Annotated in this window: 12 protein-coding genes; 1 reads left to right on the forward strand and 11 read right to left on the reverse strand. The window is 62.9% G+C overall.

Annotated elements, in window-relative coordinates; genetic code table 11:
* Positions 1 to 302 precede the first annotated feature (302 nt).
* The 6 genes from V1294_RS28940 to V1294_RS28965 all read right to left on the reverse strand — a co-directional run bounded on the left by V1294_RS28940 (position 303) and on the right by V1294_RS28965 (position 13,596).
* Positions 303 to 8,780 carry a cadherin domain-containing protein gene (locus V1294_RS28940; RefSeq protein ID WP_334501933.1) on the reverse strand — a complete coding sequence of 2,826 codons (8,478 nt, stop codon included), beginning with the start codon at positions 8,778 to 8,780 and terminating at the stop codon, positions 303 to 305.
* 646 nt (positions 8,781 to 9,426) lie between these two features.
* Positions 9,427 to 9,792 carry a hypothetical protein gene (locus V1294_RS28945; protein WP_334501935.1) on the reverse strand — a complete coding sequence of 122 codons (366 nt, stop codon included), beginning with the start codon at positions 9,790 to 9,792 and terminating at the stop codon, positions 9,427 to 9,429.
* Positions 9,793 to 9,825: 33 nt separating this feature from the next.
* Entirely contained in the window at positions 9,826 to 10,194 is a 369-nt protein-coding gene (flaF, locus tag V1294_RS28950; RefSeq protein WP_334501937.1) for a flagellar biosynthesis regulator FlaF, read from the reverse strand.
* 3 nt (positions 10,195 to 10,197) lie between these two features.
* Positions 10,198 to 10,575, reverse strand: coding sequence for a flagellar biosynthesis repressor FlbT (gene flbT / locus V1294_RS28955; protein ID WP_334358984.1), 378 nt, complete (start codon positions 10,573 to 10,575; stop codon positions 10,198 to 10,200).
* A 230-nt stretch (positions 10,576 to 10,805) separates the two neighbouring features.
* Positions 10,806 to 12,065 (reverse strand): flagellin N-terminal helical domain-containing protein, encoded by a 1,260-nt coding sequence (locus tag V1294_RS28960; RefSeq protein ID WP_334501939.1) that lies wholly within the window; start codon positions 12,063 to 12,065, stop codon positions 10,806 to 10,808.
* A gap of 280 nt (positions 12,066 to 12,345) precedes the next feature.
* Positions 12,346 to 13,596 carry a flagellin N-terminal helical domain-containing protein gene (locus V1294_RS28965; RefSeq protein ID WP_334501941.1) on the reverse strand — a complete coding sequence of 417 codons (1,251 nt, stop codon included), beginning with the start codon at positions 13,594 to 13,596 and terminating at the stop codon, positions 12,346 to 12,348.
* Here V1294_RS28965 and V1294_RS28970 point away from each other — a divergent pair.
* A complete protein-coding gene (locus V1294_RS28970; protein WP_334501943.1) occupies positions 13,595 to 13,747 on the forward strand; it encodes a hypothetical protein in 153 nt (50 codons plus the stop codon). The genes V1294_RS28965 and V1294_RS28970 overlap by 2 nt on opposite strands.
* Before the next feature lie 236 nt (positions 13,748 to 13,983).
* Here the strand turns inward: V1294_RS28970 and V1294_RS28975 are convergent, their stop codons facing one another.
* The 5 genes from V1294_RS28975 to V1294_RS28995 form a co-directional block, all read right to left on the reverse strand.
* Entirely contained in the window at positions 13,984 to 15,471 is a 1,488-nt protein-coding gene (locus tag V1294_RS28975; protein WP_334501945.1) for a flagellar biosynthesis protein FlgL, read from the reverse strand.
* 39 nt (positions 15,472 to 15,510) lie between these two features.
* Complete coding sequence (gene flgK, locus V1294_RS28980) at positions 15,511 to 17,367, reverse strand: flagellar hook-associated protein FlgK (RefSeq protein WP_334501948.1); 1,857 nt, start codon at positions 17,365 to 17,367, stop codon at positions 15,511 to 15,513.
* Between the two features lie 53 nt (positions 17,368 to 17,420).
* Positions 17,421 to 19,265 carry a flagellar hook-basal body complex protein gene (locus V1294_RS28985; protein WP_334501951.1) on the reverse strand — a complete coding sequence of 615 codons (1,845 nt, stop codon included), beginning with the start codon at positions 19,263 to 19,265 and terminating at the stop codon, positions 17,421 to 17,423.
* A 189-nt stretch (positions 19,266 to 19,454) separates the two neighbouring features.
* Positions 19,455 to 19,955 carry a peptide-methionine (R)-S-oxide reductase MsrB gene (gene msrB, locus V1294_RS28990; protein WP_334501954.1) on the reverse strand — a complete coding sequence of 167 codons (501 nt, stop codon included), beginning with the start codon at positions 19,953 to 19,955 and terminating at the stop codon, positions 19,455 to 19,457.
* Positions 19,956 to 20,039: 84 nt separating this feature from the next.
* Positions 20,040 to 21,506, reverse strand: coding sequence for an NAD(P)/FAD-dependent oxidoreductase (locus tag V1294_RS28995; RefSeq protein WP_334501956.1), 1,467 nt, complete (start codon positions 21,504 to 21,506; stop codon positions 20,040 to 20,042).
* Between the last annotated feature and the right edge of the window lie 10 nt (positions 21,507 to 21,516).

The raw sequence follows: 21,516 nt of genomic DNA on the forward strand, positions 1-21,516 counted from the left end.
TCGTGCCTTTAAATGTGGTTAGCAACGGTTACCAAATGTGACGGAGTATCGGCATGTCGGGACCCTTGCTAGAGTGGGATGGGTTGGAGTCGAATCGATTCGCCATTAGCGCGCAGTTAACGATCTCGTGTCCTGGACGCAGTGCAGATACTTCTTCGGCGGTACACCGCAGGGCCTAGACACAAAATCGCGAAAACAACCCCATGCAAAGTAGAATAGGCCCCGGCTCGCAGCACTCACGCCGCTTGCGTCCGGGGCACGAGATAGTCCGTCGTCACGGCCCAACCTAATCTCATCCTGCTCTAGGCGATATGGAAATCGCTGGCGTGCAGGTTCGCCAGGGCAACATTCTGCAGCAGGATGGTGGTCGATGCATCGACAGTAATCAACGTATCGCTGCCGACCTGGGTGGCCGCAGCGAGCGCAGCGTTGGCGTCGGCGAATATACCGTCGTGAAGCTCGATCAAGTCGCTCCCCGCCGTAAAGTCCGTGATCGTGTCCTGGCCGAAGCCTGCGTGGAACACAAACGCATCGTTGCCCGCGCCGCCGGTCAATGTGTCGTTGCCGGCGCCTCCCGTCAGGATGTTGGCACCGGCATTGCCGCGCAGCACGTCGTTGAAATTGCTTCCCGTCAGGTTCTGGATGAACAGGAACGTATCGCCTGCGGCATCGCCGACGTTCAAGCTAGGCGTCGACAAATCCGCCGTCACGCCGGATGCAGCCGTGATGTAGCTTGCGGTGTTCGAGCCGGCGCCGCCGATCAATTGATCGGCACCCGATCCACCGATGAGAATGTCATCTCCTGCGCCGCCATCGATTACATTGATACCGGAGGTGCCGGTGAGTGTGTCGTTGAACGAACTTCCCGTGAGATTCTCGATGGTATCGTAGGTATCGCCCGCCGCATCGCCTGTATTGCTCGCCGGCGCAGCCAGACTTGCGACCACGCCACTGCTTGCATTTGAATAGCTCGCGGTATCCGTGCCGGCGCCGCCGACCAGGGTGTCCGCTCCTGCCCCGCCGGTCAGGATATTGTCGCCACCATCGCCGCGCAGCGTATCGTTGAAAGCACTGCCCGTGAGGTTTTCGATACTCGAATACGTGTCACCCGCCGCATGCCCCAGATTCGACCCGGGCGTTGAAAGGTCGGCCGTGACTGCGGCCCCCGCGGTGATGTAGCTCGCGGTGTCCGATCCGGCCCCGCCGATCAACTGATCGGCTCCGGCATCGCCGATCAGAGTGTCATTGCCGGTTCCGCCGTTTAGGATGTCGTTGCCGATGTTGCCGATTAGGATGTTGTCGTCGGCACTGCCGGTGATCGTGGTGTTGGACGCCAGCGCCGCCGTGCCGTTCTCGACATTGGCCGACATCGTGTAGCTGGTGGTTCCGATGATGACGGTGTCGATGCCCTGATTGGCGCTCTCGAATATCTGATCGGTCGAGACGTCAACGTAGTAGGTGTCGTTGCCCAACTCACCAAACAGCCTGTCGGTTCCGACGCCGCCATCGAGCACGTCATCGCCCGCACCAGCGCTGATGTCATTGTTGCCGGCGTTGCCGATCAACGTGTCATTGAAGGCGCTGCCGGCCAGGTTCGCGACGCCGCTATAGGTATCCCCCGCCGCATCGCCGGTGTTGCTCGACGGTGTCGCCAGCGACACTGTCAACCCTACCGTTGATGTCGAATAGCTTGCAGTCGTGACACCGCCACCCACCAGGACGTCGGCTCCGGCGCCACCGATCAAGGTATCGAAGCCGCCGTTGCCTCCACTGAGGGTGTTGTTGCCTGCATCGCCGATCAAAACATCGTTGAAGCCGCTGCCTTTCAGGTTCTCGATGCTGGTGTAGCTGTCGCCCGCCGCGTCATTGGTGTTGGCCGAAGAATTGGCGAGATTGGCCGTCACGCCGACAGTTGCCCCCTCGTAGCTCGCAGTGTCGCTACCCGCACCGCCGATCAACGTATCCGCCCCGGCACCGCCGATCAGCGTATCGTCGCCGACGTTGCCGGTGAGGGTGTTGTTGTCCGCGCTGCCGATGATCGTGGTGTTGGATGTCAGCGCCGCCGTGCCGTTCTCAACGTTGGCCGACAGCGTGTAACTGGTGGTTCCGATGATGACGGTGTCGATGCCCTGATTGGCGCTCTCGAATATCTGATCGGTCGAGACGTCAACGTAGTAGGTGTCGTTGCCCAACTCACCAAACAGCCTGTCGGTTCCGACGCCGCCATCGAGCACGTCATCGCCCGCACCAGCGCTGATGTCATTGTTGCCGGCATTGCCAATCAACGTGTCATTGAAGCTGCTGCCAATCAAACTGGAGATGCCAATGTAGGTATCCCCGGCAGCATCACCCGTGTTCATGGATGGCGTTGCCAAAGACGCTGTCAACCCGACGGTCGAAGTCGAATAACTCGCAGACGTTGAGCCGCCTGCGATCAAAACATCAGCTCCGGCGCCACCGATCAAGGTATCGAAGCCGCCGTTGCCTCCACTGAGGGTGTTGTTGCCTGCATCGCCGATCAAAACATCGTTGAAGCCGCTGCCTTTCAGGTTCTCGATGCTGGTGTAGCTGTCGCCCGCCGCGTCATTGGTGTTGGCCGAAGAATTGGCGAGATTGGCCGTCACGCCGACAGTTGCCCCCTCGTAGCTCGCAGTGTCGCTACCCGCACCGCCGATCAACGTATCCGCCCCGGCACCGCCGATCAGCGTATCGTCGCCGACGTTGCCGGTGAGGGTGTTGTTGTCCGCGCTGCCGATGATCGTGGTGTTGGATGTCAGCGCCGCCGTGCCGTTCTCGACATTGGCCGACATCGTGTAACTGGTGGTTCCGATGATGACGGTGTCGATGCCCTGATTGGCGCTCTCGAATATCTGATCGGTCGAGACGTCAACGTAGTAGGTGTCGTTGCCCAACTCACCAAACAGCCTGTCGGTTCCGACGCCGCCATCGAGCACGTCATCGCCCGCACCAGCGCTGATGTCATTGTTGCCGGCGTTGCCGATCAACGTGTCATTGAAGGCGCTGCCGGCCAGGTTCGCGACGCCGCTATAGGTATCCCCCGCCGCATCGCCGGTGTTGCTCGACGGTGTCGCCAGCGACACTGTCAACCCTACCGTTGATGTCGAATAGCTTGCAGTCGTGACACCGCCACCCACCAGGACGTCGGCTCCGGCGCCACCGATCAAGGTATCGAAGCCGCCGTTGCCTCCACTGAGGGTGTTGTTGCCTGCATCGCCGATCAAAACATCGTTGAAGCCGCTGCCTTTCAGGTTCTCGATGCTGGTGTAGCTGTCGCCCGCCGCGTCATTGGTGTTGGCCGAAGAATTGGCGAGATTGGCCGTCACGCCGACAGTTGCCCCCTCGTAGCTCGCAGTGTCGCTACCCGCACCGCCGATCAACGTATCCGCCCCGGCACCGCCGATCAGCGTATCGTCGCCGACGTTGCCGGTGAGGGTGTTGTTGTCCGCGCTGCCGATGATCGTGGTGTTGGATGTCAGCGCCGCCGTGCCGTTCTCGACATTGGCCGACAGCGTGTAACTGGTGGTTCCGATGATGACGGTGTCGATGCCCTGATTGGCGCTCTCGAATATCTGATCGGTCGAGACGTCAACGTAGTAGGTGTCGTTGCCCAACTCACCAAACAGCCTGTCGGTTCCGACGCCGCCATCGAGCACGTCATCGCCCGCACCAGCGCTGATGTCATTGTTGCCGGCGTTGCCGATCAACGTGTCATTGAAGGCGCTGCCGGCCAGGTTCGCGACGCCGCTATAGGTATCCCCCGCCGCATCGCCGGTGTTGCTCGACGGTGTCGCCAGCGACACTGTCAACCCTACCGTTGATGTCGAATAGCTTGCAGTCGTGACACCGCCACCCACCAGGACGTCGGCTCCGGCGCCACCGATCAAGGTATCGAAGCCGCCGTTGCCTCCACTGAGGGTGTTGTTGCCTGCATCGCCGATCAAAACATCGTTGAAGCCGCTGCCTTTCAGGTTCTCGATGCTGGTGTAGCTGTCGCCCGTCGCGTCATTGGTGTTGGCCGAAGAATTGGCGAGATTGGCCGTCACGCCGACAGTTGCCCCCTCGTAGCTCGCAGTGTCGCTACCCGCACCGCCGATCAACGTATCCGCCCCGGCACCGCCGATCAGCGTATCGTCGCCGACGTTGCCGGTGAGGGTGTTGTTGTCCGCGCTGCCGATGATCGTGGTGTTGGATGTCAGCGCCGCCGTGCCGTTCTCGACATTGGCCGACAGCGTGTAACTGGTGGTTCCGATGATGACGGTGTCGATGCCCTGATTGGCGCTCTCGAATATCTGATCGGTCGAGACGTCAACGTAGTAGGTGTCGTTGCCCAACTCACCAAACAGCCTGTCGGTTCCGACGCCGCCATCGAGCACGTCATCGCCCGCACCAGCGCTGATGTCATTGTTGCCGGCATTGCCAATCAACGTGTCATTGAAGCTGCTGCCAATCAAACTGGAGATGCCAATGTAGGTATCCCCGGCAGCATCACCCGTGTTCATGGATGGCGTTGCCAAAGACGCTGTCAACCCGACGGTCGAAGTCGAATAACTCGCAGACGTTGAGCCGCCTGCGATCAAAACATCAGCTCCGGCGCCACCGATCAAGGTATCGAAGCCGCCGTTGCCTCCACTGAGGGTGTTGTTGCCTGCATCGCCGATCAAAACATCGTTGAAGCCGCTGCCTTTCAGGTTCTCGATGCTGGTGTAGCTGTCGCCCGCCGCGTCATTGGTGTTGGCCGAAGAATTGGCGAGATTGGCCGTCACGCCGACAGTTGCCCCCTCGTAGCTCGCAGTGTCGCTACCCGCACCGCCGATCAACGTATCCGCCCCGGCACCGCCGATCAGCGTATCGTCGCCGACGTTGCCGGTGAGGGTGTTGTTGTCCGCGCTGCCGATGATCGTGGTGTTGGATGTCAGCGCCGCCGTGCCGTTCTCGACATTGGCCGACATCGTGTAACTGGTGGTTCCGATGATGACGGTGTCGATGCCCCCGATCGTGCCGTTGCTTTCGTTGACCACATCCGTCGAAGCATCAACATAGAACGTGTCATTACCGTTGCCACCTGCCAGCGTATCGGTTCCCGCTCCGCCGTCCAGCACGTCATTACCGTCCCCACCGTTGAGCGTGTCGTTGCCGCCCCCGCCGCTCAGCGCGTTGTTTGCGGCATCGCCGGTCAGCGTGTCGACGAAGTTTGTTCCGATGATATTTTCAACGGAAGTATACGTATCGCCGGCCGCCTCGCCGGTGTTGCCCGCGGACGCAGCGAGATTGGCGACGACGCCTGCGGCTGCGGCAGTATAGCTCGCGGTGTCGGTGCCCGCGCCTCCTATCAAGGCGTCGGCGCCCGCGCCGCCGATCAGCGTGTCGTCGCCGGCTCCGCCGTCGAGCCGGTTCGCGCCGGCGTCGCCGACCAAGGTGTCGTTGAAGCCGCTGCCGAGCAGGTTTTCGATCGCGTTGTAGGTATCGCCGGCAGCTTCGCCGGTATTGTCGGTGAAGGCGCCAAGGCTGGCGAGGACGCCCGCGCCGGCATTCGCATAACTGGCGGTATCGGTGCCGAGGCCTCCGATCAGCGCATCCGCGCCGACGCCACCTTCGAGCACGTCGTTGCCCGCGCCGCCATCCAGAGTGTCGTTGCCCACGCCACCGCTAAGCGTGTTGTCGTTCGCGTCGCCGGTCAGCGTATCGGCAAATGCGCTGCCCAGCAGATTCTCGATGCCGTTATAGCTGTCGCCGACCGCGTCGCCGGTGTTGCCCGCAGGCGCGGCCAGGCTGGCCGTCACGCTTGCCGTCGCGGTGGCATAGCTCGCGGTGTCGATGCCGTCGCCGCCGGTCAGCGCGTCCGCGCCGGTGCCGCCCTCCAGCATGTCGTTGCCCGCGCCACCGTTCAGGGTATCGTCGCCCGCGCCGCCGCCGAGGGCGTTGTTGTTCACGTCGCCGGTCAGATTGTCGGCCAACGCGCTGCCCAGCAGGTTCTCGATGTCGACATAGGTGTCGCCGGCGGCATCGCCGGTGTTGGATGCCGGCGCGGCAAGGCTCGCGGTCACCGCCGCAAGCGCCGTCGCATAACTCGCGGTGTCGCTGCCCGCGCCGCCAATCAGAAGGTCTGCTCCGGCACCACCTTCGAGCACATCGTTGCCCGCACCGCCGTCGAGACTGTTGTTGTTCTCGTCGCCTCCCAATACGTCGGCGAATGCCGTTCCGGTCAGATTTTCGATGCCGCCATAGGCGTCGCCCAGCGCATCGCCGGTGTTGTTCGCGGAGGTTGCAAGGCTGGCGGTGATGCCGCTCGCCGCGCTCGCATAGCTCGCAGTGTCGGTGCCGGCCCCGCCAAGGAGGGTGTCTGCACCGGCACCGCCGGTCAGAACGTCGTTGCCGTCGCCGCCATCGATCGTGTTGGCGCCTGCATTGCCGGTCAGTGTGTCGGCAAACGCGCTGCCGGTCAGATTCTCGATACCGTTGTAGGTGTCGCCCGCCGCGTCGCCGGAATTGCCCGAGGAGGCAGCGAGGTTGGCGGTCACTCCCGTTGCCGCAGTCGCGTAGCTCGCGGTATCGGTGCCGGCACCGCCGATCAGGGTGTCTGCGCCCGCTCCGCCGCTCAGCACATCGTCGTCTTCGCCGCCATCAAGGACATTGGCGCTGGCATTGCCGGTCAAAATATCGGCGAACCCACTGCCGGTCAGATTCTCGATGCTGCTGTAGGTATCGCCGGCCGCATCGCCGGCATTGCCAGCGGATGCGACAAGACTGGCCGTCACCGCATCGGCCGCGCTCGCATAGCTCACGGTGTCGGTGCCCGCCCCGCCGATTAGCGAGTCCGCCCCTGCGCCGCCGTCGAGCAGGTCGTTGCCCGAGCCACCATTGAGCACGTTGCCGTTGTCGTCGCCGCTCAGCGTGTCGGCAAACGCACTGCCGGTCAGGTTCTCGATGCCGTTGTAGGCATCGCCTGCCGCGTCGCCGGCAGTGCCCGCGGATGTAGCAAGGCTGGCCGTGACACCGGCTGCCGCGGAAGCGTAGCTTGCGGTGTCGGTGCCGGCTCCGCCGATTAGAGTATCCGCTCCGGCGCCGCCGATGAGGGTATCGTTTCCGTCACCCCCGTCGATCCTGTTGGCCGCAGTGCTACCCGTAAGAATATCGTTGAACGCGCTGCCGGTCAGATTTTCGATGCTGTTGTAGGTGTCGCCGGCAGCGTCTCCGGTGTTGCCCGAGGGCGACGCAAGGCTGGCGGTCACCCCGGTTTCCGCGCCCGCGTAGCTCGCCGTATCGACGCCGGCACCGCCGATCAGCGTGTCCGCGCCGCCGCCTCCTTCGAGCACGTCGTTGCCCGCGCCGCCATCGATGACGTTATTGTCGACGTCGCCGATCAGCCTGTCGGCAAAGGCCGTCCCCGTCAGGTTTTCGATGCCGCTGTAGGTATCGCCGGCCGCAGCTCCGGTATTGCCCGAGGAATCGGTCAGGTTGGCGATGACGCCGCCGGTCGCGGCCGCATAACTTGCAGTATCGATGCCGTCGCCGCCGATCAGTGTGTCCGCGCCGGCGCCACCGACGAGCAGGTCGTTGCCGGCTCTGCCATCGATAATGTTGTCGTTCGCATCGCCGGTCAGTGAATCGGCGAAGGCGCTGCCGGTCAGGTTCTCGATGCTGATGTAGCTGTCGCCGACCGCTTCGCCGGTGTTGGCTGAAGGCTGCGCGAGCGACGCGACGATTCCGGTCGCCGCGCCGGCATAGCTTGCGGTGTCGCTCCCGGCGCCGCCATCCAGGGTGTCGGCGCCGGCGCCGCCCTGGAGCACATCGTTGCCGCCCAATCCCTGGATCAGATCCTGCTCGGCGCTTCCGACAATGACGTCGTCGCCCGCCGTGCCGACGAACGTGCCGGATACGTCGGTGATCGAGATGGTGAAGACCTTGCCGAAGCTGAGTCCGCCCTGGTCGGTCACTCGAACGGTGACGTCATGCGACGCGACCGTTTCGAAGTCGAGCAAGGTCCCGTTCGCCACCGTGATCTGTCCCGTGCCCGCATCGATCGCGAAGCGGCCTCCGGCATCGTCTGTCAGCGCATAGGACAGTACCGCCCCCGCATCGGGATCAGCGCCTGTCACCACGCCGACCACCGTGCCGTTCACCGCGCTCTCGGCGACCGATCCGCCCGCCAGCGACGCCGCGGTGGGCACCTCGTTGATGTCGTTGACTGCAACAGTGAAAACCTTGTCGAAGGTCAACCCGCCCTGATCGGTCACCCGCACGGTGACGTCATGCGACGCTGCGGCCTCGAAGTTCAGCAGCGCCCCGTTCGCGACCGTGATCTGGCCCGTCGTCGTATCGATCGCGAACCGGCCTCCGGCATCATCCGTCAGCGCGTAAGACAACACGGCGCCGGCGTCCGGATCGACGCCTGCAGCCGTGCCGACGACGGTGCCGCTCGCCGAATTCTCCGCGACCGACCCGCCGGCCAGCGCCGCGCCGGTCGGCGCTTCATTGACGTCGGTGACATCCAGCGTGAGCACCTTGTCGATGGTCGCCCCGTTCTGATCCGTCGCCCGCACTGTGACGTCGTGCGAGGTCGCCGTCTCGAAGTCCAGCAACGCGCCGTTGGCCACGGTCACCGCGCCGGTGCCGGCATCGATGACGAACCGGCCGCCCGCATCGTCGATCAAGGCAAACGACAGCACCGTCGCCGGATCATTGTCGTCAACGATTCCGATTGCCGCGCCATTCGCAGCGTTCTCTGCGATCGTTGCTCCCGTCAGCGACAAGTCAGTCATGGACAGCTCCCGGATGTTTGATGGTTAGTGATGAACGGACGCGCCAACGATTGCCCGCGATTGCAGGATCACGCGGAGAGGCCCGGTTTGAACGATGGAACGGAGTTCGCGCGGTCACACATGACCGGCAGATGCGGCGACGAACGCAAAAAAATCGGAATGACCTGGATTTGCGGCGCGACGCGGCAAGCACCCGCAACCACGAAAACCGCTTGACCACGGCGCATCTATTGCCGGCATTCGGCATTGAAGGAACCGCCCTCAATCAAAAAGTGCCGGCACAACTGCCTGTCAGTCTACTCAGCGCCCCAACTCGGACACTAATAGGAACGCTCTCCAGTTGTAAAGCGAGATAAGCGACACGCAAAAAAACACGTAAAGCGGGAAAATTTATCTTAAAAGTGTTGCAAAGGGAGAATCGCAACCTGATTCGCCGCTCGGCGCGATCATCTGTCCTTTAAAACGCGCAAACAGCGCAGACGTGCTGAATTCATGGGAGATATGTCGTCCCGCAGCTTTTGCGACGACAACAAGCAGACAGAGGGCGACGTCGAAGCAAGATGCCGCGCGCGATCAGGCAATGCTGAAGTTACTGATGAGATTGATCAGGACGCGCGATCGCGGATCGAACAGAGGCTGACTACTATCAGACCCGATCGACCGGCGCCGAGTTCAGGGTCGACTGCCCGGTGGCGGGATTGGTGACCACGGTCTTGATCGTGCCGTGGCCCTCCTTCGACAGCAAGAATTTGGAGTCGCCCATCTTGAAGGCGTTGTCCTTGATCAGGATGTCCTGGTATTTGATCGGACCGTTGCCGCTCTGATATCTCACCTTCCCGCGAAATCCCTGCACGTTGGACACCGAGAAGGAAAACTTCTCACCCGTCGAATAGGTCCCCTTCCAGGTCCCTTCCCACTGCGTGGCATCGACAGGGACATACTTCGTATGCGACGGAGGCGTCGGGGGTTTGGACGTGTAGCCGGCTGCAAGAGTGCTGAAGATATCACCCATAGCTGAACCTTCCTGCTTGATGCCCGTTGCTGTTCAGGCGCGGCCGCCGAGGCCGGCCGCGAGGTTGCGGTTGATCTCGATCAGCGGCTTGATGTGCTCGACCTGCGGGCTGATCTGCAGCGCCATGGTCTGGCTCAGAACGAAGATACCGAGGTTGGCGATGTTCTGCCGCACTTGCAACGGTTGCTGGTTTTCGTCGCGCAAGACGTCGCTGAGAAAGATGGCCCATAGCTTCCGGTTGAACATCAGCGCTTCGGAGATCTGTTCGCTCGTCGCGTTTTCGTTGCCGACGATGGCCTGCAACTTGTTCGCCGCCTTCAGCAGGGCCTGGGCTTCGATATCACGGGGGGAAGAGGTGGTGTTTGCAATACGTGCGTAGGCATTGGCGGCAGCACTAGACATTCGTCACCTCAGCAACTCCTCTTCCAGTTTGATAAGCTTGCGGATTTCCTTTAACGAATTGTAGAGTTGGCCGCTTAAAATTAGCTTACTTGCGTCCTCGATCTGCGGCCTGAAGCTCGGCACCGCCTCCAGCAAATCCTTGACGAAGCCCATATAAAGCTCCTGGTACTTCGGGATGTCCTTTTCCAGGTACATCATCTGCGCGCAGAGATAGAGCCGCTTCACCGGGGAATTGGCTGTCTCCGCCGTCAGGATGTCCTTCTCGCGCAGGATCGGCGCTGCGCCATCGATCAAAAAGTGGGCTCGCGTCTCCGAATTGGTGATGACGCTTTCACCGATGATGATCCGCTCGAACGGCTTCAATTCAACCTTCAGCGCCATCGCCTTATCCCTTGCAAACCGCCGCAGCGCGGCGCGCGTGTCCGGAAACAGTTACACGAATCACCATGAACAATACCCGAACATTCGAATGCAAAACTGCATCAAAAAAAAGGCTTTTGCTTCATCAACGGAGCTGGTTTTGGGGCGTCGTCCGTCGGCTCCATCGCGGTTTCAAGGAAAAGCGGCGGGGCCCTGCCCCGCCGTTTTGATGGCTCGAAACGGTTCTCCGCTTACTGAAGGAGCTTGAGCACGCTCTGCTGCGACTGGTTGGCGAGCGCGAGCGCGGAGACCGCGATCGACTGGCGGGTCGACAGCGCCTGGCTGTTGGCCGCCTCCTCGTTGGAGTCGGCCAGAGTCAGGTTGGACGAGCCGGTCTGCAGCACATTGATGATGTTCTTCGCGAAATCCTGGCGGATCTGCACGATCGAGAGGTTGGCGCCGAACGCCGAGGCCTGCGAGCGCAGCGTGCTGCTGGCGTTGTTGAGCGCCGCCAGCACCTTGCCTGTCAGCACGTTGTCGATGAAATCGGTGCCGGCGGCGAGCTTTGAGAGGCCGAGGCCATTCGGGTCGAAGCTGACGCCTGCAATCGTCAACGTCGACTTGCCGGTTTCGTTGAAGATCAGCTTCAGCGAGTTGCCGTCCAGAAGGTTGATGCCGTTGAACGATGCATCCTGCGCCGTGGTCTTGATCTGGTCGATGACCTGATTGTACTGGCTGACCAGGGTGGCGCGCGCGGTTTGCGAAACCGCGTCGGGAACCGCCGGAACGACCGCACCGCCGACACCGCCACCGAACGCGTTGGCGCTGATGTTGATTGCGTCTAGCGCCGTCGGCGGCGTAGGGGACGCGGTGCTGGTGATGGTCTGACCTGCACCGTCGTTGGTGGACGTGAATGTCAGGTTATCGGTTCCTGTGATCGAGGCCGACAGGTTGATGCCTGCCACTGCCAGCGCCGTATTGAGCTGGTCGAGAGTTTTGACAGTCGCCGCCTTGGTCGTCGGATCGAAGGCCGAGGCAGCCGTGCCGATCGTGATCGTCGCAGCGAGGCCCGCGGAATTGTTGAACGTGTAGACACCACCGTTGAGCTTGCTGACCGTAAGGTCGGCGGCAGTCGCCGGACCTACGGGGGCGACGCCGGTTCCCGCACCGATGTACTGAATGTTGGATTTCGTGCTGTAGCCCGTCGGCTGCTGCAGCGCCTGGTTGGCGATCGACTTGGCGGTATCGACCAGCTTCTGCAGCGAGGTGATGCCGGTGTTGGCGGCCTGCAGCACCTGGACGCCGTTGCCGATGCTGTCGAGCAGATTGCTGATGTCGCCGGCGCGGGCATCGAGCCCGGCTGCGGTGAAGTAGTTGGTCGGGTTGTCGAGCGCGCTGTTGACCTTCTTTCCGGTGGCGAGGCGGGTCTGCGTGGTCGAGAGCAGATCGGCGGTGCCCTGCAGCGAGAGCAGGTTCTGGCGGACTGCCGCCGTCAGGACGATATCGGACATATTCAACGCCTTCCTCAAGTGTGCGTCGCCAGCGACTTCTCCCGCGCCGACGGGCTACATGACCTCACCCGAGTACGTTATGAACAAAAGCTTTTAAAATGTGGTTAACGGTACCTTATGAGGCATGGTTAATGACTGGTGCCCTGCTCACGATGGTTTAAGGCGCTGTTTTCGAGCGACCTGATCCTCCTGTTTGCGATGCCAGTTCCGGACCTCCGGACACAAAAAAACGGCGGGGCCGAAGCCCCGCCGCCGTGATGGATCGAATAGTACGCCGAAATCAGCGCAGCAGCTGGAGAACGCTCTGGTTCGACTGGTTGGCGAGCGCGAGCGCGGAGACCGCGATCGACTGGCGGGTCGACAGCGCCTGGCTGTTGGCCGCTTCCTCGTTGGAATCGGCCAGGGTCAGGTTGGACGACCCGGTCTGCAGCACGTTGATCAGGTTCTTCGAGAAGTCCTGACGGATCTGCACGATCGAGAGGTTGGCGCCGAACGCCGAAGCCTGCGAGCGCAGCGTGGTGCTGGCGGTGTTGAGCGCCGTCAGAACCGTGTTGGTCTGGGCGTTGTCCGTGAAGTCAGTGCCGGCGACCAGCGACTTCAGGCCGAGGCCGTTCGGATCGAAGGTCACGCCCGTGATCGTCGAGGTCGACTTGCCGGTTTCGTTGAAAACCAGCTTCAGCGAGTCACCATTCAGCAGGTTGACACCGTTGAAGGACGAGTCCTGCGCCGTTGTCGTGATCTGCTGGATGATCTGGTTGTACTGCGCGACGAGACTCGCACGAGTGCTCTGCGAGACAGCATCCTTAACCGCAGCGCTAACGGTGCCTGCAGCCGCGCCGGTCGTATTAATGTTGATCGTGTTCGCAGCCACCGTTGTCGGAGCAGTCGTGCTCGTGGTGATGGTCTGGCCGGCAGCATCGTTGGTCGACGTGAAGGTCAACTCGTCAGAACCCGTCAGCGAAGCTGTCAAACCGACGCCAGCAGCGCTCAAGGCGGTGTTGAGGTCGTCCAGCGACTTGACGGTCGCGGTTTGCGCCGAGGCATCGAAAGCAACAGCCGTGGCGCCAACGGTGATCGTAACGGCCACGCCAGCGGCATTCTTGAACTCAAGGGCGGCAGCGGCGAGCTTGCCGGAATTGAGGTCGGCGGCCGTCGCCGGATTTCCCACGGTCGCATTCGAACCGGTGATCGCAACGTTAGCTTTCGAGCTGTAGCCCGAGGTGGTCTGCAGTGCCTGGTTGGCGATCGACTTGGCGGTATCGACCAGCTTTGACAGCGAGGTGATGCCGGTGTTGGCAGCCTGCAGCACCTGCACGCCGTTGCCGATGCTGTCGAGCAGGTTGCCGATGTCGCTGGCGCGGGCGTCGAGGCCGGCGGCGGTGAAGAAGTTGGTCGGATTGTCGAGCGCGCTGTTGACCTTCTTGCCGGTGGCGAGGCGGGTCTGCGTGGTCGAGAGCAGATCGGCGGTGCCCTGCAGCGAGAGCAGGTTCTGGCGAACCGAAGACGAGAGGGTGATGCTGGAGAGAGACATGGAACAAACCTTTCTGGTGTACGCAACAGCTCAGCCTTCTTGGCCGAACCCGGGGGGCACCCTGGAAGCAAATGATCAACGAGAAATAAATTGGGACCGGCAGAAACGGGGCTACCGCGCCGGTTTCAAAATCATGGTTAAAAAGGGGTAAAGAGGGTGGGAGAGATCAAATCGATGTGGCGGGCGAGGTGCTGGCCAGGTCTTAAGTGAACGTGAATCCTGCCCGTCGTTCCTGCGAACGCAGGAACCCATACGTCGCAGCCATCATTGTCGGAAAAGACAAGTTAACAACCAGCGCGCAAAACAATTGCTGCCGGTGGCTATGGGTCCCTGCGTTCGCAGGGACGACGCTGAGAGTTTGAACAAATTCAAACCGGGCGGCGCGCCTTAGATGTATTTCAACAGCGTGGTCTGATACAGCATCGCCGTCGTCTGGTACGACGCGTTGAGGCTGTTCTGCACGGCGAGGAGTTTCGCCGTGACCTCCGCGTCGGTAACGCCTTCGATCGATTGCAGCATGGTCTCCGCGGTGTTCCTGGTCTGGGTCTGGCGATCGCCTGCCGACTTCATCGCGGCCTGCGCGCCGGCGAAATCCGCCGCAATATCCTGCACGCTCTGCTGGCCGGTCTGCGTCAAAAGTTTTGTCGCCACCCGCTGGTAGAGCGCGCCGATCTGGGCGCTGGCGTTCGGGTCGCCGGTCGTGGTGGTCATGGCGGCCATGGCGGCAATGGTCTGCAACTGCGCCGTCAGCGCCTGCTCGTTGGCGCGGGCGCCATATTGCACGGTGATGCTGCCGTCGACGCGTGCCACCGCGGTGCCGCGCGCGGGGTCGGTGCCGGTTTCACCAGTATACCAGGAGAGCGTATTCGCAGCCGTGCCGGGCACCTGCGTCGTCGCGGTGGCGAACGGCGGACCGCCGACGCGCGGCACCGGGCTGCCGCTGAAGAATTCGCTGGACGCCTTCAGCGCGGACGCTGCGACCAGGGCGCCGTTGGCGAGGCCGCCGACGGCGGTGGTCAACGCGGCGTTGATGTTGGCGGCGGTCGCGGTCGAGTTGGCGCCGATCAGGAACTGCCCGGCCTGCGGCGGCGTCGTGGTGGTCGCGGTCAACTGCACGTTTTCCGAGGTGCCGTCCGGTAGATTGAACGCCAGCGTGATAGTGTCGCCGGTGTTCAGGTTGGTCGCGCCGAGATCGAACGACCCGGTGGCCGGCGAGCCGGTCGGCCCGGTGGTCGTGACGCTTGCGGCCGACGAGGTGATCGAGGCGAGCTTCAGGCCAAACGGACCTGTGTCCTCGGTCAATGAAATCGACGTCGCCGTCGGCGTCGCCTGTGTCAGCCGGCCGGTGCCGGAGCCGACATCGGCTTGCTTGCGTTCCGCGATCAGCTGCTTCAGGCCCGCCTGCGCGCCGACGCCGTTGAGAACGTCGGCGGTCGCCGCCGTCGCCGCCGTGTCGGTGGCCCGTCCGGAAAACAGATAGCGATCGCCCGACTGGCTGTTCAGCAGGCTCAGCATCTCGTCGAGCGAACTGCGCGCCGTGCCCTGGGCAATGGTCTGGCCGTTGCTGGTGATCTGCGTCGAGGACGTCACCGCCGCGCCCTGCACCGTGGTTCCGATCGCGATAATCCGCGTCAGTGCCGCGTTGGCGACGTTGATGCGCGTGGTGACGTTGGTCATCGTATCTGCGAACGCGTCGATGCTGCTGATCTGCGCGCGCAGCGCGACGGCAAAGCCGCGGTTGACGCCCATGCCGGCATAGGTGTTCGATTTCTTGCCGGTGGCAAGCTGGGTCTGCAGACTGTCGAACTGGCTTTGCAAGTCCAGGATTCGCGATGCCAGAATCGATGTCTTGGTGCCTACACCGCTAACCGTCATGATGACCTACTCCAAAACCGTCGCGCCAAACGCATAACGCTAGACCTGCAACAACGCGTCGAACATCTGCTTGACGGTCGACATCACCCGCGCGTTCGCCGCATATGCATTCTGCAGCGACAGCAAATGCGCCATCTCTTCGTCGATGTTGACGCCGGACTCGCTGTTGAACTTCTCCTGCAGCGTGCTCAGCACCACGTCCTGACCGTCGGCGATCTGCTTGGCGGTGTCCGCCGCCTGGCCCTGGGCGCTGGCGATCTGCTGCGAAAAATTCGATAGCGTCGCCTGGAACGGTAACATCGAGGTACCGAAGCCGGTCGACGGCGAATACAGCGACTTGCCGGCGGTGAGCTGCTGGTAAAGGAAATCCGGTCGCGTGGTGTCGCCGGACGGCGTCGTCGCGTTGTACTGCACCAGCTTCGCCGGATCACCGACGATCTGGCTGTTCACCCGGATGCGCGCCGCGAGCCCCACCGACTGCTGGCCTGCCGCGGTGATCGCGCCGGTATAAAGGCTGTTGCCGTCGGTAAACAACGGCACCTCGCCGCTGCCGCCCAGCAGCGACGATGTGGTCGACGTCACGGAGGCGGCATTCACGGTCGCGGTTCCGAAGCCGTTGTCGAGCACCCGCAGCGTCGAGCCGGTGTTGGAGAATTGCAGGCCGGCTGAGCCGAGCGCCGCGTTGAGCTGGCTTGTCACCGAAGCCATGCCGGCGGAGAAATCGATACCGATCACCTGATCGTTGGGATCGGTGGTGGCGTTGTTGGACAAGGGCAGCACCGACGGATCGTTGACCCGCAGCAGCGACAGCTGATGCTGGACGTTGCTGGTATCCGTATAGGTGAGATGGATTACATTGCCGTTCTGCAGGCCGGACAGATCGAGATCGAAGCCGTTCGACGCCCCCGAACTCACCGCAGTTCCCGCCGTGGTCTTGTCGGACAGCAGGCTCGACATGTTGGCGGCAAACTGGTCAAGCTGGGTTTGCGCCTGCACCAGCGTTTTGTCGCGCAGCTCGAGATAGCCGGCGATGGTGCCGGAACGGATCGAATTGGTCTGAATCAGGTTGAGCGAACCACCGTTCGGGAAGTGGAGCGTGAGGGTGCCGAGGTTGCTCTTGGTCGGATCGGCGTCCCACTGGGTGTTCGGTGTCACCGTGCCTTGCGGATTGAACGACAGCGTCGAGGCCTCGGCACCGACCAGTTGCACGCCGGAATTGGTGAAGACCTGGATTTGATTGTTGCCGTTGTCGATGACGCGAATGTCCATCAGTTGCGACAACTGATCGACATACTGGTCGCGCTGGTCCCTCAGGGCTGCGGCCGCAGCATCGGTGGTGTCGCCGCTAGCAAGCTGGGCGTTGAGATTGACGATCTGCTGCATCGCCGTATTGGCGGTGTTGACCGCCGAATTGAGCCCGGATTCCGCCTGGCTGCGCAGCGACTGGATGCCGCCCGACATGCTGTTGAGCTGCTGCGTCAGCGACTGCGCGGCATTGAGCACGCCGATCCGTGCCGACTGGCTGTCCGAGCTGGTCGATAGCCCCTGCACCGCGGTGACCAGTTTGTTGAACGCGGTTTCCAGCGTTCCGGTGCCGCCGGGGGTGCCATAGATCGACTGCAGGCTACTCAGGATCGAGGAGCGCAGGTCGGCGTACGACGCGCCGGACTGCTCGGTGCGGATCTGCTGCTGCAGATACAGGTCGAGTTCGCGATTGACGCCGGTGACGCTGACGCCGGCGCCGATCGAACCGGAGGACGTCTGGATCTGGTTGACGGTCTTGCGGATGTAGCCCGGCGTGTCGGAATTGGCGACGTTCGACGACGTCAGCGACAGCGCGAGCTGGTTGGCGCGCAACCCCGACATGGCAATCGAGAGGGCTTGACTGAGACTCATGACAAACTGCTCGTTTCAATTCCCTGCCGGATCAGACCGTCCATGTGCGCGACCTATCGCAGCACGTTCAGCAGATCCTGAACCATGGAGTTGGATGTGGTGATCACCTTCGTGTTGGCCGAATAGGCCTGCTGGGTGACGATCAGCTTGGTGAACTCGTCGGCGATGTCGGTGTTGGAGTTTTCCAGCGACGAGCCGACGATCGTCCCGCCGCTGCCGTACAGCGCCTGGCCGGACTGGTCCGTCGCCTCGAACGCGCCGCCGTCGATGCGTTTGAGGAAATTGGTGCCGTTGAAGGTTGCGACCGAGATCTGCGCAAGGTCGATGTTGCGGCCGTTGGAATAGTTGCCGACCACCCGGCCGTTCTGGCCGATCGACACGGTCTGCAGCGATCCGGCCGGAAAGCCGTCCTGCTGGATCTGGTTGACCTTCACGTTGCCGTTGGCATCGGCGAACTGGGTGACGCCGCCGGCGCCGAAGTTGATCGAGATATTGCCGAGCGGCACGCCGCCGATGGTCGGCGCCGTCAGGGTGATGCCGGCGATCGGTGGCGTCATCTGGCCGTTCGGCGAGAAGGTGAAGTCGGTATTGACGTTCTGCCAGGCGAGGTCGGTGCCGGTGGCGCTGGAGTTGACCTGGTAGAACATGTTCCAGGTATCGGTGTGGCCGGCGCCGAGCGATGAACTGTCAACCTTGGCCCAGCGCAGTTGCAGGCTGACCGGCGAGCCGGAGATGTCGTAGGCCGTCACCGCTCCGCCGCTGACGGATTCGTTGATGAAGGCCTGGAGATCGCTGCCGAGCACCTGTCCGGTGCCGGCAGTGCCGCCGCCGGTGCGCGGCACATTCACGGGCGCGGTCAGGCCGAGGGCCCCAAATGCAGTAGTATTGGTGGTAGTGATCGTGAGGTTGGCGGCAATGCCGCTATGCAGCGTGATCGCACCGCTGCTGTTGATCGTGGACGGCGTTGGCGGCGTCGTCGATGACGCACCGGTGATGCCGTCGATGGTCGAGAGCAGGTTGCCGACGGTGGCTGTCGCAAGATCGAGATAAAGATTCGGCGGCGCGCCTGGGGTGCCGCCGGCAGCCGAGTCGTAGAACTGGATGGTTGTTGAGTTCACGGTGATGGTATTGCCGGCGACGAAGTTCGTGGTGAGCGAATTCGTATTGGTGCCTCCGGCCAACAGGGTTGATGTCGAGATGGGTGTCGGCGTCGTCAGCTTGTTGTTCTTGGCGGCGCCCACGATCGTGGCGTCGCCATAAGGCGTGGCAGGCGTGCCGAGCGAACGCGGATTGCCGGACGCGAAATCCGCCGGCTGCAGCAACTCCGACCCCGGAATCGAATTGTCGTGCTTGGTGGTAAGCGGATAGCTCGCCAAATTGGCGCGATAGCTCACCACCGATGTCGGCACCGCCGGCAGGAAGTCGTTGGCGAATTTCAGCACCTGCGGCACGCTGCCGGTCATGTTGCCGGTCGCCGGATCGATCGGAACGCCTTCGACATAATAGCCCGCGCCGTTGACCAGGTAGCCGTTCTTGTCGAGCGCAAAGTCGCCGCGGCGGGTGTAATTGTCGACGCCCGAAAATATCGGCTGGTTGTCGCTGAAGCTGCCGGGCTTCTGCACCACGAAGAAGCCGTTGCCGTTGATCGCCATGTAGGTGGAGACCGACGCGGCCTGCACGTCGCCCTGCACGGTGTTGGTCTCACGCGATGCGGTGGTGACGCTGCCGGCGAGCTGATTGTTGACGCCGGTGTCCGGGATCAGATCGAGGAAGCTGGTGTCGATCCGCTTGAAGGCGGTGGTCTGCGAGTTGGCGATGTTGCCGGAGATGTTTTCCAGCGCATAGGACTGCGCGCGCAGGCCCGCAACCGAGGTCGTAAGAGCGCCGAAGATACCCATGACATTTTCTCCAAATTCGATCCGGGCGGCTCGCCGGTGTCAAAAGAACCCAGGCCGCGTCGGGAGAAGATGTCGCAAGCGTTGTGCCAAACTACAAAATCATTATAAATCAATGACTTAAATAAAAAGCCCCGGTCCGAAGACTGGGGCACATTTGCCGGGCGGGCAACAATTGCCGGGCAGCGCCTGTTACGAAGCCGAGGGACCGGCCGGGTGAAACACCAGCCCAAACCCGTCGATGCAATAGCGCAAACCGGTCGGCTTCGGTCCGTCGTCGAAGACGTGACCCATGTGTCCGCCGCAGCGGCGGCAGTGGACTTCCGTGCGCGTCATCCCGAACGTCGTGTCCTTGGTTTCGCCAAGGGCATTGTCGAGCGGCTTCCAGAAGCTCGGCCAGCCGGTGCCGCTATCGTATTTGGTGTCCGAGGAGAACAGCGGCAGATCACAACCGGCGCAGGCAAAGATGCCCTTGCGTTTTTCCTTCAGGAGCGGGCTCGAACCCGGCCGCTCGGTGCCGTGCTTGCGCAGGATTTCATACTGCTGCGGCGTGAGCTGTGCGCGCCATTCGGCGTCGGTCTTTTCCACCTCGAATTTCTCGGCGGCTTGCGCCGGCGTGGTACGCAGCCAGCGGAAAGCGGCGAGGCCAAACAGGCCGGCCAGGGATGCGAGCAGGATACGGCGTTCGATCATGGAAATCTCCGTGCGAGGCGGGCGTAACGGTTCGCCATCAAGTACGGCCCACAGGCGCCGACGTTACACGGAACCGTCCCGGAATTACTCACTTTCCTGCGAGGAAGCCGCTGATATCCCGCCGTCCTGCGCCGCTAGCGGTCGCGGAGGCTGCGGACGCACCGGGCGCGGCGCAGCCGACGGACCGCGCGGCGGCCTGGTTCCGGCCTGCCGGTTGGCCTCCGCCAATCGCGCCTCGCGCACGCGTTCCCGGGCGCGGGCGCCTTCGCGGTAACGGGCCAGCGCGCCCGCCGCGGCGGAATGGCCCCGCCCCCACAGGCCGATCAGATGGCCGGCGGCGCGACCGGTGGCGCCGCCCGCCCAAACCAGTTCGAACGGCGAGAACAGTTTCCAGCGTTCCTCGCCCCACAGGATGCTGCGCGCGATGACCTGCCCCGCCATCGCCGAGGTGTTCAGCCCATGGCGGCCGAAGCCGCTGGCGACCCACAGCCCTTTGCGCAGCTGGCCGATCTGCGGCATGCCGTGCACGGTCACCCCGACCGCGCCGCCGAACACGTCTGATATCGCGACCTTGCCGAGCCCTGGAAAGATGGTGGCAATGCGGCGCTGAATAACGGGTCCAAAGCGGCGCGGCCGCGCCTCCCAGGTGGTTTCCGGGCTCGCCCACATCAGCCGGTCGCCGTCGACGATGCGGAAATGATCGATGCCGTCACTGTCGGCCACCGACCCCTTGAAGGCGATCACCTCGCCCAACCGCTCGCCGAGCGGCTCCGTGACCGCGGCATAGCGCCAGACCGGCAGCAGCGTCTCCGACAGGCGGCGCAACGGGGCGCCGAGGTGAACGTTGCCGGCCAGCACGATGTGCGATGCGCGCAGCCGCGCCGACGGCGTTACGATGCGTTTGCGAATGCCTGACGAATCGATGCTGACGACCGGCGTGTCCTCGAAGATGCGCGCGCCCGCCCGCCTCGCCTGCGCGGCAAGACCGTGGATGTATTTGCGGCCGTCGATCTGGAACGCGCGCGGATAGTAGACGCCGTGGAAATAGCGTGCGGTCCCGAGCTGATCGCGGACGCGATCGACCTGCCATCCCTCGACCTCGGTCTCGAAATCCTCGCTCAGCGTCTGAAGCCGGCTGATCAGCGTTTCGCCGGCGTCGACGGTGGAGACCTCCAGCGCGCCCTCGGTCAGTGCAATTCCCGGCATCGCCTCCTCGGTGGCGGCGGCACGAACGTACTCGGCGCCCTCCTTCGACATCGCCCACAGCTCGCGCGCGTCATCGAGGCCGACGCGCTCGATCAGGTCGCCGATCGGAAGGCTGTAGCCCGGCATGACCGTGCCGAGCTGATGGCCGGACGCGTTCCAGCCGACATGCCGGCCTTCGAGCACGGCCACGCTGGCGCCGAGGCGCGCGGCCTCCAGCGCCACCGTCAGGCCGGCAAGGCCGGCTCCCACCACGCAAATGTCAACATCCAGGTCGAATGACAGACGCGAGCGAAAAGGCGCGTCGTCCTCGGGGCCGTTAGTCACACTTGTGAAAGTCTCGGGCATGGCGTTTCTT

The organism is Bradyrhizobium sp. AZCC 1678 (assembly GCF_036924765.1).
Classification (GTDB): Bacteria; Pseudomonadota; Alphaproteobacteria; order Rhizobiales; family Xanthobacteraceae; genus Bradyrhizobium; species Bradyrhizobium algeriense.